The sequence below is a fragment of the Natronoflexus pectinivorans genome, assembly GCF_004345615.1.
GTDB lineage: Bacteria > Bacteroidota > Bacteroidia > Bacteroidales > Marinilabiliaceae > Natronoflexus > Natronoflexus pectinivorans.
Window position 1 is genome coordinate 1 of record NZ_SLWK01000001.1, and the last position, 13,252, is coordinate 13,252.

The following is a 13,252-nucleotide window of genomic DNA, read 5'->3' on the forward strand; positions in this document are numbered from 1 at the left end:
CTAGCGTTCATCCTGAGCCAGGATCAAACTCTTCGTTGTATAAAAAAGTTGGTGGCTACTTTCATAGCCTAATTTCCTGACATATCTCAAAAAAAATTGACTCAAGGATCTTGCTAAATTAAATTTTTGTCTAACCTTAGATCTTTTGGTATTGCATCAATATTGTCAAAGAACGTTTTCTTTTCAAAACAAATTCGCCAAACATTTTTTGGCGAAAGAGGTTGCAAAGATAACAAATTTTTCACTTAATCTCCAAATTAATTTTCAAAATAATTTTTCAAATAAATCGGGACTGTGTTTTTCAATAATCATCTTTTCACAACCTCATTTGGTTTGTGGCTTTCGTTATTATCAAAAGCGGGTGCAAAAGTAGAAGAAGAAAGGTTATATTCCAAACCTTTTCGCAATCATTTTATATTAAAAAATGTAAAACACCTGACTTCCAACACTAATCATGAATAGGAAATGGTGAACTTTCTTGGAAATTGCATAAAATAACGGGTAATTATAGTAACTTTGTGGCCTCAAAATTTAATATGAACGGAGAAAAATTATGGCACATAAATCCGGCTTTGTTAGTATTGTAGGGAATCCAAATGTAGGTAAATCAACACTGATGAACCTCATGGTGGGAGAACGTCTGAGTATTATTACTTCCAAAGCACAAACAACACGACACAAAATAATAGGTATAGTTAATAAAGAGGAGTACCAGGTGGTATTTTCCGATACACCGGGTGTGCTGGAGCCAAATTATAAGTTACAGGAGTCCATGCTGAAATTCAGCAAATCGGCTCTGGTTGATGCCGATGTGATATTATACATTACCGATACCGTTGAGACAGCGGGGAAAAACCAGAATTTTATTGATGAAGTAAACAAGAGTAAGGTTCCTGTTTTGTTGGCGATCAACAAAATTGATCTTGCAGACCAGGGAAAACTGGAAGCCCTTGCCGATAAGTGGAAAGAACTTTTGCCAAAGGCGGAGATATTCCCAATATCTGCGCTTCATAAATTCAATGCAGATAATCTCTTTAAAAGGATTTTGGATTTGATGCCTGAATGTCCCCCATTTTTTGACAAGGATGCATTGACGGACAAACCGGAACGGTTTTTCGTATCTGAAATTATACGAGAAAAAATATTGCTTTATTATCAAAAAGAGATTCCTTACTCTGTTGAGGTAAGCATTGAGTCATTTAAAGAACGTGAAAAACAGACCGAAATAAGCGCTAATATTCATGTTGCCCGGGATTCGCAAAAAGGAATCATCATTGGACATCAGGGTAAAGCTCTGAAAAAACTAGGTACAGAAGCAAGAAAGGATATCGAAACATTTCTGGATAAGAAGGTATATCTGCAACTTTATGTAAAAGTTGCAAAAAACTGGCGGGATCAGGACAATATGCTTAAGCAGTTTGGATACGATGGTTAATCCATCGTATTTCATCCAAAACATTTGAGATCCGTGCTCCTGTTGCACCCGGATTTCAAAAACATCATTTCGCGACAGATTAACAATAGAACGTTAGACTTTTAGATTCTTAGATATTAGCTGCAGTAAGCTCCTTATTATTAACTGATTGAATAATACGGCTGCAAACTTACAAGCAGCTGATAATTAAGCAATTAAAGAATGATTAACGAACTATTAAGATTAATTTATATAGAATTATAAAAAATGGGAAATATAGTTGCCATAGTAGGACGTCCAAACGTTGGGAAGTCGACACTTTTTAATCGTCTGACCGGCCAGAGACATGCCATCGTAGATGAAATAAGCGGAGTGACCCGCGACAGGATATATGGGAAATCACATTGGAATGGCGCTGAGTTTTCCATTGTTGATACAGGTGGGTTCGCCATCAATTCAGAAGATCAGTTTGAGCAAGCCATTCGTGAGCAGGTTTTGATTGCCATTGAAGAGGCTGATATTCTTCTCTTTTTGGTGGATGTCAGCACCGGAATCACCGATTATGATGAGGCTGTGGCCGAAATTATTCGAAAATCGGGTAAAAAAGCTTTCGTAGTAGTGAACAAGGTGGACACCCATGAGAGAATTCCTGAATCGTCATATTTTTACGCTTTAGGAGTTGATCAGCTATACCCTGTATCCGCAATAAACGGCTCCGGAACAGGAGATTTGCTGGATGCACTGGTAGAAGCCCTGCCAAATAAAACAGACCTTAGTGAAGAAGAGGAAGATTTGCCGAAATTTGCCATAGTTGGCAGACCAAATGCAGGGAAATCCTCAATTATTAATGCTTTCATCGGGGTTGACAGAAACATTGTCACCCCCATATCAGGGACCACGCGTGACAGCATCCATACACGATACAACAAATTTGGTCACGATTTTTTACTGGTGGACACAGCCGGAATCAGAAAAAAGAACAAGGTGCACGAGAACCTTGAGTTCTACTCGGTGATGAGAGCCGTGCGTGCCATTGAAAATTCCGATGTATGTATATTATTGGTAGATGCCACACGAGGCTTTGAAGGACAGGACCAGAAGATATTTAACCTGATTGAGCGTAACCGAAAAGGAGTGGTGGTAGTGGTTAATAAATGGGACTTAATAGAAAAAGACACGCATTCGACCAAACATTTTGAAGCTGAAATAAGGGAAAAAACAGCTCCTTACGTAGATTACCCCATCATATTTACATCGGCGTTAACAAAACAACGAATCTTTAAGGTGCTGGAAGATGCAGTAGCTGTTTATGAGAATAAAAAAATGCGGATCTCAACATCGCAGCTAAACGATTACATGCTGCCGGTGATTGAACACAACCCTCCCCCGTCTCACAAAGGAAAATATATTAAGATTAAATTTATAACACAACTACCATCAACAACTCCATCGTTTGCCTTTTTCTGTAATTTACCTCAATATGTTAAGGATCCGTACAAGCGGTTCCTTGAGAATAAAATCAGAAAGAAATGGAACTTAACAGGAGTTCCGGTAAATATCTTTTTAAGGAAAAAATAAAGAGACACAGAATGAAAAACTGACCTACGTCAGTTTTTCTGGTTAAAAGCGGTATCATAAAAATTGAAATAAGTACTTTTGTAATTGCAACAAAAAAAGGAGTAACAGTTTCAATTAATCTAGACCACCCTTTCCAGCCATAACGAGTCAGGAAATAGGTTTGGCTATAATGAAAAGCTAAACGAAGCATTCAAGAAAGTTAGAAAATATTGAAATCATTATTATAATAAAGTTTGATCAGTAAAAAATGAGTACAAATCACAGTGCCACCGCAATCATCAGAATACACTGTCCGGATCAGCGGGGGATCGTAGCGCGGGTAACGGACTTCATTCATCGCAACAATGGGAACATTGTGGCGCTGGATCAGCATACCGACCGCGACGAAAAACGTTTCTTTATGCGTGTAGAATGGGAGCTGGAAGGATTCGAGCTTAACAGGGAACAAATTGAACCTGCCTTTGAGTTTGCCATTGCCACCCCCTGCAAAATGAAGTGGAAACTTCATTTCAGTGACAAAACACCCCGTATGGGGCTGTTTGTTTCAAAAATGTCGCACTGTTTATACGATATTTTGGCTCGCTATCAGAGTGGTGAAATGAAAGTTGAAATTCCCGTGATTATCAGTAACCACAAAGATTTGGAAGAGGTGGTTGGCAAGTTTGGAATTCCGTTTGTTCACGTGCCGGTTACATCTGATACCAAAACACAACAGGAACAAAAAGCGCTGGATGTACTGAAAGAACATGAAGTGGATTTTTTGGTATTGGCCAGGTATATGCAAATTTTATCGCCAAAATTTGTGGATCACTACCCTGAAAGAATCATCAACATCCATCACTCATTTTTGCCGGCTTTTATTGGTGCAAAACCTTATCACGCAGCACATGCACGGGGAGTTAAAATCATCGGAGCCACCAGCCATTATGTGACATCCGATTTGGATGCCGGCCCCATTATCGAGCAGGATGTGAGCCGCATCAGTCACCACGACACGGTTGAAAGACTCATTCAAAAAGGGCGAGATATAGAGAAGATTGTGCTATCGCGTGCGGTGATGGCTCACATTGAACGGAAAACACTGGTTTACAAAAACAGAACGGTGGTATTCCAGTAATAGAAAACAACACTTCCATGACCAAACAGAATATTGTAATAATAAAATACAACGCCGGAAACATCCGCTCGGTTAACAACGCACTGCTGCGATTGGAACAGGAGGGAGAAATTACAGCGGATCCGGAAAAGATCATTAAAGCGGATAAAGTTATATTTCCGGGTGTGGGGGAAGCCAGTACAACCATGAAACATTTGAATGAAACCGGGCTGGCCGATCTCATAAAAACTTTAACACAACCGGTTTTGGGCATTTGTCTTGGAATGCAGCTGATGGGCAGCCACAGCGAAGAAGGTGATGTAAATTGTCTGGGCATTTTTGATGAGAAAGTAAAGAAATTTCAGCTTCCGGATCCCAATTCACAAAACCTGAAAATCCCGCAAATGGGATGGAATCAGATCACAGATTTAAAAAGCGACCTGTTTGATGTTTCACTTGAAGGAAAGTATGTCTATTTTGTTCACAGCTATTACGTTGCTCTGGGCAGCGACACAGCAGCCACCACAAATTATATACATCCTTACAGCTCGGCATTGCAACGCGACAATTTTTTTGCTACACAGTTTCACCCCGAAAAAAGCGGGCCTGTTGGCGAGAAAATTCTGAAAAACTTCCTGAAACTATGAAGAAAATTGAACTGATACCGGCCATTGATATCATTGACGGGAAATGTGTGCGCCTGAGCAAAGGCGATTACGACACAAAAAAAGTATATAACGAACATCCTCTGGAAGTTGCCAAAGAGTTTGAAGCGCATGGAATATCTCGCCTTCATCTGGTAGATTTAGATGGGGCAAAAGCCGGTCGCATCATTAATTACAAAGTTTTGGAAACCATTGCATCCAAAACCAACCTGGAGATTGATTTTGGAGGAGGATTAAAATCAAACGCTGATTTAAAAATCGCCTTTGATAGCGGGGCGCAAATGGTAACCGGGGGTAGCATCGCCGTAAAAAACCCGCAGGAGTTTGAAAGTTGGATTTCAATTTACGGAGCAGAGAAAATCATACTGGGGTCGGATGTAAAGGAGAGGAAAATTGCTGTTTCGGGCTGGTTGGAAACTTCCGAACTTGAACTGATGGATTTTCTTAGAGATTACACATCAAAAGGAATCACCAAAACCATTTGTACCGACATCAGCAAAGACGGAATGCTTCAGGGGCCTGCCATTGGACTATATCGAGAGGTGCTAAATCAGTTCCCCGACTTATACCTCATTGCCAGTGGTGGTGTTAGCTGTATGAAAGATATAGAGGACTTGCAAGAGGCCGGCTTACCTGCCGTAATTTTTGGCAAGGCAATATACGAGGGCAAAATCAGTTTAAAAGAACTGGAGCAATTTATTTCATAAATTACTCATCCCCAATAACCTTAAAACAGAATCAAAATGTTAGCAAAAAGAATCATCCCCTGCCTGGACATAAAAGACGGAATGACCGTTAAAGGCATTAAGTTTGTGGAGTTAAAAACAGTAGGCGACCCTGTAGAACTGGCCGCCGCTTATGCCGATCAAGGTGCCGACGAACTGGTATTTCTGGATATCACAGCATCTCACGAGGGTCGTAAGACCTTTGTTGATTTGGTGCATCGAATTGCACGCCACATCAACATCCCCTTTACAGTTGGCGGAGGAATCTCAGAACTGTCAGATGCGGAAGCCCTGCTGAATGCAGGAGCCGATAAAATCAGCATCAACTCATCGGCCGTTAGAAATCCACAATTGATTGACGATATGGCAAAAAACTTTGGCAGCCAGTTTGTTGTTGTTGCCATTGACGCCAAAAAAGAAGAAACCGGCAACGAATGGGCTGTAACGGTTAACGGGGGACGCATTTTCACAGAGAAGAGGCTTTTCTCATGGGCACGAGAGGCAGAGCAAAGAGGCGCCGGTGAAATTCTTTTCACAAGCATGGATCACGATGGCGTAAAACAAGGATTTGCCAACGAAGCCCTTGCCCAGTTAAGCGATGATCTTTCCATACCAATTATCGCATCGGGAGGAGCCGGAAATATGCAACATTTTAAAGATGCTTTTGAATTAGGGAAAGCTGATGCAGCATTGGCTGCCAGCGTCTTTCATTACAATGAAATTTCGGTACCACAACTTAAGGAGTATCTTAGAAAAGAGGGAATAACGGTACGGTAGGGGGTTTAGGGTTGATAGTTTATAGTTGGGGGTTGATGGTTGAAGCAACGGAGGACATAATATTAAAAATAAAAACATAGAATAATGAAGGTTGATTTTAGTAAAACACCTGATGGTTTGGTTCCGGCAATTATTCAGGACAGCAATACCAATAAAGTATTAATGTTGGGCTATATGAATGAGGAAGCGCTGGAAAAAACAAAAAAAGAGGGCAAAGCAACTTTTTTTAGCAGGTCGAAACAACGCCTCTGGACAAAAGGTGAAGAGTCGGGCAATTTTTTAAATGTGGTTTCCATAGCTGTTGATTGCGATAACGACACATTATTGATTAAGTGTAATCCTGTAGGCCCAACCTGTCATACCGGCACGGACACTTGCTGGAGTGAGACCAATGAGGTTAGTGACCTGGATTTCCTTAAGCATCTTCAGGATTTTATTGACAAACGAAAGGCAGAGATGCCTGAAGGCTCATACACCACCTCATTGTTCACAAAGGGAACCCGCAAAATAACTCAAAAAGTAGGAGAAGAAGCTGTTGAGACCATCATTGGCGCCATGGCCAATGATGATGAAAATTTCCTCTACGAAGGGGCAGATTTGCTATATCATTTAGTCGTTTTATTAACACACAAGGGGTACAGAATTGAAGATTTAATAAAAGAACTAAAGAAACGCCATAAATAATGGGAATAATTTAAGGCACACCCCGTCACATCACAAAAAAGCGCCAAAACACTTCTATTTCAGTGTTTTGGCGCTTTTTTCATCATCCGGTTTATCATTAAAACAAGCTTCCAATATTATTCCATATTTCTGAAAAAAAGTAAAAAATACGATTTCGCTTCCTCAAAAGTGGAAATTTCTGTGATTATAGAGTAAATAATTACAAAAGCCGTTAATTATTGTTTCAATCATATTAAATTTGACATACCATAACAGAACGGTATTGCATTTATTGGAAATAAAAATAGTCACTAACGAATCTTAATTATTAAATTTTATGAGTTCCGCAACTGAGAAGATCTCTGTAAAGGAGAAAATTGGTTATAGTCTTGGAGACTTTGCAGCCAATCTTATTTTTCAAACTCTAATGACCTTCCTGGCATATTTCTACACCGATGTATTTAAAATACAAGGTGACATTGCAGCAGTCATCATATTTGTAGGGGGTATGACAGGGGCTTTCTTTACTCCAATTATGGGAGTTATCGCTGACCGAACCAATACGCGTTGGGGAAAGTTCCGTCCTTGGATTTTGTGGACTTCTGTTCCATTTGGTGTGATCGCATTATTGGCATTTACAACACCAAACTTCAGTCCATCCGGAAGAATTGCTTATGCTTTAATTACCTATATTTTATTGGTAATAGTGTATACCGCAAATAACCTACCTTATGCAACTTTAAGTGGAGTGCTAACCGGAAACATGTCCGAGCGTAACAGTATATCCTCTTATCGTTTTACCGCGGTAACCGTTGCTCAGTTCATTATCCAGGTAATCTTATTGCCATTAGTTCTTATCGTTGGTGATGGGGACCGCGCTGTTGGTTTTGAATATGTAATGGGAATATTTGCCTTTATAGGCGTTGTTTGCTTTATCATTACGTTTCTTACAACCAAGGAAAGAATTGCTCCTCCCGCTGAGCAAAAAACAAGTGTTAAGCAGGATTTGATAGACCTTTCGAAGAACAGGCCCTGGGTAATTATGTTGATTGTTACTATTTTTATCTTTATTACGCTAGCGTTAAAAGGTGGTAACTACATATACTACTTCGAGAATTATTTAAGTCAAAACGACTTAAATGAATTCCTTCAATTTATTGGTTTCTTTGGAGTGGTAGAAGGATTCAACAGTTTTCTGATTGGAATGGGATTAACTCCTGTAACCCTTCCTGAAGATCCGGCCTCTATAGGGTTTGGAATATTTAACGGATCGGGAATTATTCTAATGATCATTGCCATTGCCTTATCAAAACCCATTGCCGATAAATACGGAAAAAGAGACTTGTTTATTGTTGCACTTTCTGTTGCCACTTTGTCTCAGTTCCTGTTCTTATTCATCCCGGCTCAGAACGTTGGATGGGTATTTATCTGTCAAATTGTTCACGGTTTCTCATATGGTCTTACCATTCCACTTTTATGGGCTATGATTGCTGATGTTGCTGACTGGTCGGAATGGAAAAATAACCGACGCGCCACAGCCATCATTTTCTCTGCCATGCTGTTTGGATTAAAAGCCGGATTGGCGATTGGTGGTTCATTGGTTGCAGCCATCCTTTCTTTCTACGGATACCAACCTCCGGCAGAAGGGACTGTTATCGTTCAATCAGAGCAGGCCATTAATGGTATTTTGATGACCATGAGTGTTTATCCTGCCATTACCTTCCTCGTGGCTCTTGTTGCCTTGTTCTTCTATGAAATTAATAAATCAACAGAAGTATTGCTTGAAGGAGAACTTGGAAAAAGAAGACAAGAAGGATTAGAGACTCTGGAACAGGAGAATCTTAAATAGAGGGATAGTTAGCTTATTTAAAAAAGTTTTTATCATAGAACGAGTCCCGAAACTTCGGGACTCGTTTTACCGAAACATCAGGAGTAAATTAAAATCAAATAATAGACACATGAAAACATTAAGGAAACTAGCAACAATTGCTTTCGCAATTATCCTAATGGGTAGCTGCACAGCGCAAGAAGAGGCAACAACATTAAAAGATGCATTAAAGGATTACTTTTACATAGGGACAGCCTTAAATGTACCTCAGGTTGCAGGACAAGATCCTCAAGCCATCGAAATAGTAAAAACACATTTCAATTCCGTTGTAGCAGAGAACTGCATGAAAATGATGTACCTTCAACCTGAAGAAGGAGTCTTCTTTTGGGATGAAGCCGATGCTTTTATTGAGTTTGCAGAAGCTAACGATATGCAAATTATTGGACACACCCTGGTTTGGCACTCTCAAGCTCCAAGATGGATGTTTGTTGACGAAAACGGGGATGAAGTATCACGCGAGCGTCTTATTGAGAGGATGAAAACCCATGTACAAACAGTTGTAGAGCGCTACAAAGGACGTGTTCACGGCTGGGATGTTGTTAATGAAACCATTCTCGACGATGGATCATGGAGACAAAGTCCATGGGTAAGAATCATTGGTCCTGAATTTGTTCAAATGGCATTTGAATTTGCACATGAAATCGATCCCGATGTAGAGCTGTATTATAACGATTATTCAGTATCTCGTCCGGAGAAAAGAGATGGAATTTACAACATGGTAAAAGACCTGATTGACAATGGCGTAAAAATTGATGCAGTAGGACTGCAAGGTCATTTATCTATGGATTTTCCAACTGTAGAGATGAAAGAAGAGGCTTTACAAAAATTAGCAAGCCTGGGTGTTAAAGTAATGGTTACAGAATTGGACATAACCGTTTTACCATGGCCATCAAGAAGGCATAGTGCAGAAGTTTCTTTAAATTATGAAATCTCTGATGAATACAACCCATATCCTAATGGGCTTACTGAGGAAGCATATACCGCACTGATGGACAAATATGTTGACTTTTTTGAAATGTTCATGAGAAATAAGGATATCATCTCCCGTGTAACAGTATGGGGAGTTGACGACAACCAGTCGTGGAGAAACAACTGGCCAATTCGCGGTAGAACTGATTATCCATTGTTATTCGACAGAGATTATCAGCCTAAATCAGCTGTTACCAGAATTATTGAACTGGCAAACGCAAAAAAACAATAATTTTTTCTGACTCGTTTATTTTGGGATCGAACCATCCGGATTGAGCCGGGTGGTTCTTTTTAACAAGTAGGAATTTTAAAACTATATAATTATGGTAAGAAAGCATTTTTTAAAGGACATGTACATTGCTGACCCTCATGCACATGTATTTAATGGAAAATTATACATCTACCCTTCGCATGACTACGAAGCAGGGATTCCTGAAGATGATCTTGGATCGCATTTCGCCATGAAAGATTATCATGTATTTTCTCTTGAAAACATCGATGATGAGATCACCGACCATGGAAAAGCTCTGGATGTAGATGATATTCAATGGGCAGGTCGCCAATTATGGGATTGTGATGTTGCCGAAAAAGATGGAAAATACTATATGTATTTCCCATTAAAGGATAAAACCGACATATTCCGATTGGGTATTGCCATCAGCGACAAACCTGAAGGTCCATTTAAGCCACTGCCAACCCCAATGGACGGAAGTTACTCCATTGATCCCGCAGTATTTAAAGATGATGATGGAAAGCACTACATGTACTTTGGTGGTATTTGGGGTGGTCAGTTACAACGTTACCGTAACAACAAAGCCATAGAATGTGGCCACCAGCCTGCCGATAATGAGCCTGCTTTGTGTGCAAAAGTGGCCGTTATGAGCGATGACATGCTCAATTTTGGCGAAGAACCAAAAGATCTTGTAATCCTTGATGAAAACGGAAAACCTTTATTGGCCGGAGACAACGATCGCCGCTTCTTTGAAGCATCATGGATGCACAAATATAAAGGGAAATACTATTTCTCATATTCCACCGGTGACACTCACAAAATTTGCTATGCAACAGGTGACAATCCTTATGGACCATTTACCTATCAGGGAGTGATCTTAAATCCTGTTGTTGGATGGACAACTCACCATTCAATTGTTGAATATAAAGGGAAATGGTATCTGTTCTTCCACGATTCGGAAATTTCCGGAAAAACCTGGTTGAGAAGTGCCAGAGTTGCTGATCTTAACCATTTACCTGATGGCAGCATAGAAACCATCACGGTTGAATACGATAAATAATTCATTATTTTGATTTAGTTAATTTTTCAGGCCGTTCCTTTTAGGAACGGCCTGATTCTTTATAGAAGCATTCTTAATTAAACAAATATCCTTTCAACGGGTTAAACTGATAAAGACAAAGAATTAATTCTACAAAAGAAGCAGCTAGTCTTCCCATTCCAGCAGAATCCCTTTAGCAGAAATATTCTTCAAAAAAACAGAACCATGCAAAAAAACATCATCATTGTACTTTTATCGATTCTGGTAATCTTTTTAATTGTCAAGTTAACACTCCAAACTTCTGAAAACAGGCATGACCACAAGCCTATTCCGCAACCGGAAAAACTCTATCAGCTTCCGGATGGTACATACCGCGGAGGTTTTTACGACCTTGGGGCCATTCAGATGAACATTCAGTTTATTTTGGAAGATGGCATTGTAAAAGAGGCTGAATTCAGGCATATGTGGCGAGATGAGAACTACTATATGGAAACAGAAACAGAGCCTTACAAATCGGTGATTGCTCAATATGAAGAAGCCTTACAATATTTGGTCGGAAAAAAGCTAAGCGATCACCTGGAAGATCTGCACGAGCCCGGGAACGTTGTTTCCCTAGAAGTTGACGGCTATTCAGCCGCAACGTTGCGCACCCAGAAAATCATAGCATCCATTCGAGAAGCTGTTATAAAAGGTGTTTATCGCTTTGAAGAACCGGAAGAATCTCTTACAAGAAGTGAATAACTTTAGATTGCCCCTTTCTAAACCTATTGCATAAAAGATTCGCTATAAGTGTGAGGTAACCCCTTTTAGTTTGGCGGGGAGAATATTCCACCGGTCATCAACAATTACTTTCCTGACAATTTCATTGCTTTTGTCTATATTTGTTCAAACAGAACAAATAAATTAAATAACATGTCGCTAAAAGAACTCAAAACACGGGTAAAAATTAAAGCCGAAGCGGAAGATGTATATGCAGCATTCACCAATTCGTTTACCATTGAGCTTTGGTCGGGATATCCGGCTGTGATGCCTACCGAAACCGGACAGGAATTTTCCATGTGGGAAGGCGACATCCAAGGACGCCTTTTAGAGCTGGTGCCGGAAAGCAAAATTGTACAAGAGTGGTATTTTGGCGACCAGGATGAACCATCTATAGCCACCATAAAACTATTCCCGGCAGGTTCAAAAGTGCAGGTAGATGTGGTTCACACCAACATCCCTGAAGAAGCTTTTGACGATATAGTCGAAGGATGGACAGAATATATGCTTGGAGCCATTAAGGAGTTTTTGGAGGTGGAGTGAGGAGGGATTGATTCCTCTCGCAGCCTTATAGGCTGATACTATTGGGCGATACCTCTGCTATGGCTCATGGCTTACGCTTCGGAGCCTTGATACCCTCTTCTACGGGCGATGCCCTCTTTCTACGGGCGATGCCCGTAGTTATGAACTCTCAGACCGATGGTCTGAATAGATATGATGTAAATAAATTCTAAAGAGAGCATTATGGGACAATCGCTATCACAGATGTACATCCATCTGGTTTTTAGCACAAAAGGAAGGAAGGCATATATAACTCCCCGTATAGAGAAAAGGGTGCACGATTATATGGCGGCCACTCTTATAGAATATCAAAGCCCGGCATTGGTCATTAATTCAGTCCCTGATCACATACACATCCTATTTCGATTATCTAAAAATTATGCCTTAGCCAAAATTGTTGAAGAGGTCAAAAAACAGTCGTCCAAATGGATAAAAACCATTGAGGGCGGAACTTCTGAATTCAAATGGCAAATTGGTTATGGTGCTTTTTCGGTAAGCACCTCTAAGATCGACGTCGTTAAAAGATACATTAATAACCAAAAAGAACACCACGGCTATCATACCTTTCAGCAGGAGGTAGAAGAATTTGTAAAAGAATATGACATCATAGAATACGATCCGGAATTTTTCTGGGAATGATCCATCTTCAGGCTGAAGGCCTGAGAGTAGATAACTATGGGCACCGTCCATAGAGAATAGCCCGCAGAGCGGGACATCGTCCGAAACTCAGGACACCAGACCGAAGAGTATGCACCATCCATAGGGTAAGACTCCCTCATCCGCGCAGGGGAATATCCAAAGAGTAAGATACTTCATAGAACAAAACATCGATCATATACCAGGACTTAGTCCACAATATGTAAAATAAACCGGGTTTCTCTTAAAG

13 protein-coding genes are annotated in these 13,252 nt (G+C 40.2%); all 13 read left to right on the forward strand.

Annotated elements, in window-relative coordinates; translation table 11 throughout:
- The first annotated feature begins 553 nt into the window (after positions 1 to 553).
- The 13 genes from era to tnpA all read left to right on the forward strand — a co-directional run bounded on the left by era (position 554) and on the right by tnpA (position 13,005).
- Positions 554 to 1,435, forward strand: coding sequence for a GTPase Era (gene era / locus EV194_RS00005; protein WP_132430829.1), 882 nt, complete (start codon positions 554 to 556; stop codon positions 1,433 to 1,435).
- A 246-nt stretch (positions 1,436 to 1,681) separates the two neighbouring features.
- Positions 1,682 to 2,992, forward strand: coding sequence for a ribosome biogenesis GTPase Der (gene der, locus EV194_RS00010; RefSeq protein ID WP_132430831.1), 1,311 nt, complete (start codon positions 1,682 to 1,684; stop codon positions 2,990 to 2,992).
- 247 nt (positions 2,993 to 3,239) lie between these two features.
- Positions 3,240 to 4,109 (forward strand): formyltetrahydrofolate deformylase, encoded by an 870-nt coding sequence (gene purU / locus EV194_RS00015; protein ID WP_132430834.1) that lies wholly within the window; start codon positions 3,240 to 3,242, stop codon positions 4,107 to 4,109.
- Between the two features lie 17 nt (positions 4,110 to 4,126).
- Positions 4,127 to 4,735, forward strand: a complete 609-nt coding sequence (gene hisH, locus EV194_RS00020) for an imidazole glycerol phosphate synthase subunit HisH (protein WP_132430836.1) — start codon at positions 4,127 to 4,129, stop codon at positions 4,733 to 4,735.
- Entirely contained in the window at positions 4,732 to 5,460 is a 729-nt protein-coding gene (gene hisA / locus EV194_RS00025; protein ID WP_132430838.1) for a 1-(5-phosphoribosyl)-5-[(5-phosphoribosylamino)methylideneamino]imidazole-4-carboxamide isomerase, read from the forward strand. Before hisH ends, hisA begins: the two co-directional genes overlap by 4 nt.
- Before the next feature lie 36 nt (positions 5,461 to 5,496).
- Entirely contained in the window at positions 5,497 to 6,255 is a 759-nt protein-coding gene (gene hisF, locus EV194_RS00030; RefSeq protein ID WP_132430840.1) for an imidazole glycerol phosphate synthase subunit HisF, read from the forward strand.
- 84 nt (positions 6,256 to 6,339) lie between these two features.
- Positions 6,340 to 6,939: a bifunctional phosphoribosyl-AMP cyclohydrolase/phosphoribosyl-ATP diphosphatase HisIE gene (gene hisIE / locus EV194_RS00035; protein ID WP_132430842.1), complete on the forward strand. Its 600-nt coding sequence runs from the start codon at positions 6,340 to 6,342 to the stop codon at positions 6,937 to 6,939.
- Positions 6,940 to 7,255: 316 nt separating this feature from the next.
- On the forward strand, positions 7,256 to 8,767 hold the full coding sequence (locus EV194_RS00040) for an MFS transporter (protein ID WP_132430844.1): 1,512 nt from the start codon (positions 7,256 to 7,258) through the stop codon (positions 8,765 to 8,767).
- Between the two features lie 109 nt (positions 8,768 to 8,876).
- The gene (locus tag EV194_RS00045; protein ID WP_132430846.1) at positions 8,877 to 10,007 is read left to right on the forward strand and encodes an endo-1,4-beta-xylanase; all 1,131 of its coding nucleotides are present in this window, start codon (positions 8,877 to 8,879) and stop codon (positions 10,005 to 10,007) included.
- Between the two features lie 91 nt (positions 10,008 to 10,098).
- Complete coding sequence (locus EV194_RS00050; RefSeq protein WP_132430848.1) at positions 10,099 to 11,067, forward strand: glycoside hydrolase family 43 protein; 969 nt, start codon at positions 10,099 to 10,101, stop codon at positions 11,065 to 11,067.
- Positions 11,068 to 11,271: 204 nt separating this feature from the next.
- Positions 11,272 to 11,787, forward strand: coding sequence for a hypothetical protein (locus EV194_RS00055; protein ID WP_132430850.1), 516 nt, complete (start codon positions 11,272 to 11,274; stop codon positions 11,785 to 11,787).
- A gap of 171 nt (positions 11,788 to 11,958) precedes the next feature.
- Complete coding sequence (locus EV194_RS00060) at positions 11,959 to 12,348, forward strand: SRPBCC domain-containing protein (RefSeq protein WP_132430852.1); 390 nt, start codon at positions 11,959 to 11,961, stop codon at positions 12,346 to 12,348.
- Positions 12,349 to 12,549: 201 nt separating this feature from the next.
- Positions 12,550 to 13,005, forward strand: coding sequence for an IS200/IS605 family transposase (tnpA, locus tag EV194_RS00065; protein WP_132430854.1), 456 nt, complete (start codon positions 12,550 to 12,552; stop codon positions 13,003 to 13,005).
- Positions 13,006 to 13,252 lie beyond the last annotated feature (247 nt).

What these genes read in the sequence shown, in the direction of transcription:
- era (WP_132430829.1), top strand. Translation starts at nt 554, where the DNA reads ATGGCACATAAATCCGGCTTTGTTAGTATTGTAGGGAATCCAAATGTA.
- der (WP_132430831.1), top strand. Translation starts at nt 1,682, where the DNA reads ATGGGAAATATAGTTGCCATAGTAGGACGTCCAAACGTTGGGAAGTCG.
- purU (WP_132430834.1), top strand. Translation starts at nt 3,240, where the DNA reads ATGAGTACAAATCACAGTGCCACCGCAATCATCAGAATACACTGTCCG.
- hisH (WP_132430836.1), top strand. Translation starts at nt 4,127, where the DNA reads ATGACCAAACAGAATATTGTAATAATAAAATACAACGCCGGAAACATC.
- hisA (WP_132430838.1), top strand. Translation starts at nt 4,732, where the DNA reads ATGAAGAAAATTGAACTGATACCGGCCATTGATATCATTGACGGGAAA.
- hisF (WP_132430840.1), top strand. Translation starts at nt 5,497, where the DNA reads ATGTTAGCAAAAAGAATCATCCCCTGCCTGGACATAAAAGACGGAATG.
- hisIE (WP_132430842.1), top strand. Translation starts at nt 6,340, where the DNA reads ATGAAGGTTGATTTTAGTAAAACACCTGATGGTTTGGTTCCGGCAATT.
- EV194_RS00040 (WP_132430844.1), top strand. Translation starts at nt 7,256, where the DNA reads ATGAGTTCCGCAACTGAGAAGATCTCTGTAAAGGAGAAAATTGGTTAT.
- EV194_RS00045 (WP_132430846.1), top strand. Translation starts at nt 8,877, where the DNA reads ATGAAAACATTAAGGAAACTAGCAACAATTGCTTTCGCAATTATCCTA.
- EV194_RS00050 (WP_132430848.1), top strand. Translation starts at nt 10,099, where the DNA reads ATGGTAAGAAAGCATTTTTTAAAGGACATGTACATTGCTGACCCTCAT.
- EV194_RS00055 (WP_132430850.1), top strand. Translation starts at nt 11,272, where the DNA reads ATGCAAAAAAACATCATCATTGTACTTTTATCGATTCTGGTAATCTTT.
- EV194_RS00060 (WP_132430852.1), top strand. Translation starts at nt 11,959, where the DNA reads ATGTCGCTAAAAGAACTCAAAACACGGGTAAAAATTAAAGCCGAAGCG.
- tnpA (WP_132430854.1), top strand. Translation starts at nt 12,550, where the DNA reads ATGGGACAATCGCTATCACAGATGTACATCCATCTGGTTTTTAGCACA.